General features: G+C 71.4%; 4 protein-coding genes. All 4 read left to right on the top strand.

Annotated elements, in window-relative coordinates; translation table 11 throughout:
• A partial coding sequence (locus tag Q0L15_RS15500) for an extracellular solute-binding protein (RefSeq protein WP_296605352.1) occupies positions 1 to 699 on the top strand: 699 nt, incomplete at its 5' end.
• A gap of 142 nt (positions 700 to 841) precedes the next feature.
• A complete protein-coding gene (locus Q0L15_RS15495) occupies positions 842 to 1,753 on the top strand; it encodes a carbohydrate ABC transporter permease (protein ID WP_296605351.1) in 912 nt (303 codons plus the stop codon).
• 1 nt (position 1,754) lies between these two features.
• Entirely contained in the window at positions 1,755 to 2,594 is an 840-nt protein-coding gene (locus tag Q0L15_RS15490) for a carbohydrate ABC transporter permease (protein WP_296605350.1), read from the top strand.
• Positions 2,591 to 3,569 (top strand): glycoside hydrolase family 3 N-terminal domain-containing protein (locus Q0L15_RS15485; protein ID WP_296605349.1); only part of this gene is annotated, 979 nt, incomplete at its 3' end. The genes Q0L15_RS15490 and Q0L15_RS15485, both read left to right, overlap by 4 nt.

The raw sequence follows: 3,569 nt of genomic DNA, 5'->3' as shown, positions 1-3,569 counted from the left end.
GGCTTCTGGCTGCCCGGCCAGGACTGGCGCAACGGCGTCGCGTTCGTGTGGGACGCCGGCGGCGACCTCGCGACCGAGGACGGCGGCGAGTGGACCGGTGCCCTGGAGTCCCCGGAGTCGATCGCCGGTCTCGAGACCGCGCAGAAGCTCTTCACCGAGGCCTCGGGTGCGCCCAAGGACGGCAACGAGGCCGACCCGCAGACCCCGTTCTGCGCCGGTGAGGTCGGCATGATGTCGGCGCCGGGCTGGGTGATGGGCCTGCTCAACGACCCCAAGACCGGCTGCCCGGACCTGGCCGAGAAGGTCGGCGTCTTCGCGCTGCCCGGCTCCGACGGCCAGCCCGCTCCGGTGCTGCTCGGCGGCTCCGACATCGCGATCGCCGCGAAGTCGCAGAACCAGGAGCTCGCCCAGAAGGCCGTCGCGCTGATGCTGAGCGACGACTACCAGACGATCATGGCCGAGAACGGGCTCACCCCGGCCAAGAACTCGCTCACCTCGCTGCTCGGTGACGACGCCTTCGCCCAGGCCACGATCGCGGCGGCGTCCAACGCCAAGCTGACGCCGGCGGCTCCCGGCTGGGCCACCGTCGAGGGCTCGCGGGTGCTCGAGGACATGTTCAGCGCGATCGCCCAGGGCGGCGACGTCGCGGAGCTCGCGGCCAAGGCCGACGAGCAGATGAACCCCCAGCTGAACGGCTGAGCGTCCGCACTCCGCACCGCAGCACGACAGCACCACAGCACGTCACACCACCCCGGCCGGGGCGGCGCTCTGCGTCGCCGCCCCGGCCGCGGCGTGCCATGGTCTCGACAGGCTCGACCACCGGACCAGGAAGGAGGAGACGATGAGCACCACCGTCCGCCCGCCGCGGCCACGGCGCAGCCCGCTGCCGTACGGCCTGCTGCTGCCGGCCGTCGCGGCGCTGCTCGTCGCCCTCGGCTACCCGCTGGCGCGCGAGGTGGTGCTCGCGTTCCAGAAGTTCGGGCTCGCCCAGCAGTTCGGCACCCCGCCGGAGTGGGTCGGCCTGGAGAACTTCCGGGAGCTGCTCAGCGACCCCTACCTGTGGAAGGTGGCGCTGCGCTCGCTCCTGTTCTGCCTCGTCAACGCCGTGGTCACCCTCGTGGTCGGCGTCGGCCTGGCGCTGCTGATGCAGCACATGTCCAAGCCGGTGCGCATCCTGCTGCAGACCGGGATGCTGCTGGCCTGGGCGATGCCCGTCGTGGCGACCCTGACGGTCTGGCAGTGGCTCTTCGACACGCAGTACGGCGTCATCAACTGGGTGCTCACCAAGAGCGGCATCGACTACGCCGGGCACCCCTGGCTGCTCAACCCGATGTCGTTCTTCTTCGTCGCCACGGTCATCGTGGTGTGGATGAGCGTGCCCTTCGTCGCGTTCACCGTGTACGCCGCGCTCACCCAGGTCTCCGAGGACATGGTCGAGGCCGCCGAGATCGACGGCGCCGGGCCCGCGCAGCGGCTGCGCGCGGTGGTCCTGCCGAGCATCCGCCCGGTGCTGCTCGTGGTCGGCCTCTTGCAGGTGATCTGGGACCTGCGGGTGTTCACCCAGATCTACGTGCTCCAGCAGGCTGGCGGCAGCACCCGCGACACCAACCTGCTCGGCACCTACATCTACCGCCTCGGCATCGGCGGCGGTGACTTCGGCATGGCGGCCGCGGTCGCGCTCTTCATGCTGGTGCTCACGGTCGTGCTGACCGCGCCGTACGTCTGGGCGATGCTCCGTCAGGAGGACGACTGACATGGCCCGCCCCACCCGCCGCCCGGTGCGGATCACGGCGAACATCGTCGGGATCGTCGCGTTCCTGATGTGCGTCTTCCCGGTGTACTGGATGGTCAACAGCTCGCTGCTGCCGCGCAACAAGATCCGCAACCCCGACCCGACCTGGGTGCCGTTCGGCGGCACGCTCGACAACTACCGCACGGTCTTCGACGGCGGCCAGTTCCTCGACGCGCTCAAGATGAGCCTGATGGTCACCCTGCTGACGATCGCGGTCGCGCTGGCCTTCGCCTTCCTCGCCGCCGTCGCGGTCTCGCGATTCCGCTTCCGCGGTCGCAAGTCGTTCATCGTGGCGCTGCTGGTGATCCAGATGATCCCCGTCGAGGGCCTGTTCATCTCCCAGTACAAGATGCTCGAGGGGATGAACCTGCTCAACACCGTCGTCGGCCTGAGCCTGGTCTACATCGCCTCGGTGCTGCCCTTCACGATCTGGACCCTGCGCGGCTTCGTCGCCGGCGTCCCGTTCGAGCTGGAGGAGGCCGCGATGATCGACGGCTGCTCCCGGGTGCAGGCCTTCTTCAAGGTCACCTTCCCGCTGCTGGCCCCCGGGCTCGTCGCGACCGGCGTCTTCGGCTTCATCCAGGCCTGGAACGAGTTCACGCTCGCGGTCGTCGTGATGACCCGCGAGGACAAGAAGACGCTGCCGCTGTGGCTGAGCACGTTCACCGACGTCAACCGCGGCACCGACTGGGGCGGCATCATGGCCGGCTCGACGCTGATCGCGATCCCGGTCGTCATCTTCTTCCTGCTGGTCCAGGGCCGGATGGTCGCGGGCCTCACGTCCGGGTCGGTGAAGGGATGAGCACCCCCGAGAACCTGTCCGTCGAGGAGCTGGCCCTGCGCGTGCTGATGCCGGCCTTCCCCGGCACCGCCCTCACCCGCGACGCCGCCGACCTGCTGGCCGAGGGGCTCGGCGGGGTCTGCCTGTTCGGCAGCAACACCGCCGACGGCGTCGCCGCGGTGGTCGAGCTGACCGCCGCGATCCACGCGGCCGCGCCGTACGCCGTGGTCTCGGTCGACGAGGAGGGCGGCGACGTCACGCGGCTGCATGCGGGCGGCCTCAGCCCGGTGCTCGGGCCGGCCGCGCTCGGTGCGGCCGACGACCTCGACCTGACTCGGGCCACGGGCGCGGCCGTCGGCGCCGAGCTGGCCGCTGCCGGCATCGACCTCGACCTCGCGCCGGTCGCCGACGTCAACTGCCACCCCGACAACCCGGTGATCGGCACCCGCAGCTTCGGCGCCGAGGCCCGCCGGGCGGCCGAGCACGTCGCGGCCTGGGTCGCCGGGCTGCAGAGCGCCGGCGTCGCCGCGTGCGCCAAGCACTTCCCCGGCCACGGCGACACCGCCCAGGACAGCCACCTCGCGCTGCCGACCGTGGACGTCGATCTCGAGACCCTGCTCGCTCGAGAGCTGGTCCCGTTCGCCGCGGCCGTCAAGGCCGGCGTCGCCTCGGTGATGACCTCGCACATCGTGGTGCCGGCTGTCGACCCCGACCTGCCGGCCACGCTGAGCCGGCCGGTCCTCGCACTGCTGCGTGAACGACTCGGCTTCGACGGCGTCCTGGTCACCGACGCCCTCGACATGGCCGGCGCGTCCGCCGGCCGCGGCATCCCCGAGGCTGCGGTCCTGTCGCTGGCCGCCGGTGCCGACCTGCTGTGCATCGGCGCGGACAAGGACGTCGCGCTGGTGCGCGAGATCCGGGCCGCGATCGTGGCCGCCGTACGCTCCGGGCGGCTGGCCGAGGAGCGCCTGGTCGAGGCCGTCCGGCGCATCGACC

The organism is Nocardioides sp., assembly GCF_024509035.1.
In the GTDB taxonomy this organism is placed as follows: domain Bacteria; phylum Actinomycetota; class Actinomycetes; order Propionibacteriales; family Nocardioidaceae; genus Nocardioides.
The sequence above is the reverse complement of the archived record's forward strand: the minus strand, read 5'-3'. Positions and strand labels throughout refer to the sequence as shown.

Coding starts and splice junctions, on each gene's coding strand:
- Q0L15_RS15495 (WP_296605351.1), top strand. CDS start 842: ATGAGCACCACCGTCCGCCCGCCGCGGCCACGGCGCAGCCCGCTGCCG.
- Q0L15_RS15490 (WP_296605350.1), top strand. CDS start 1,755: ATGGCCCGCCCCACCCGCCGCCCGGTGCGGATCACGGCGAACATCGTC.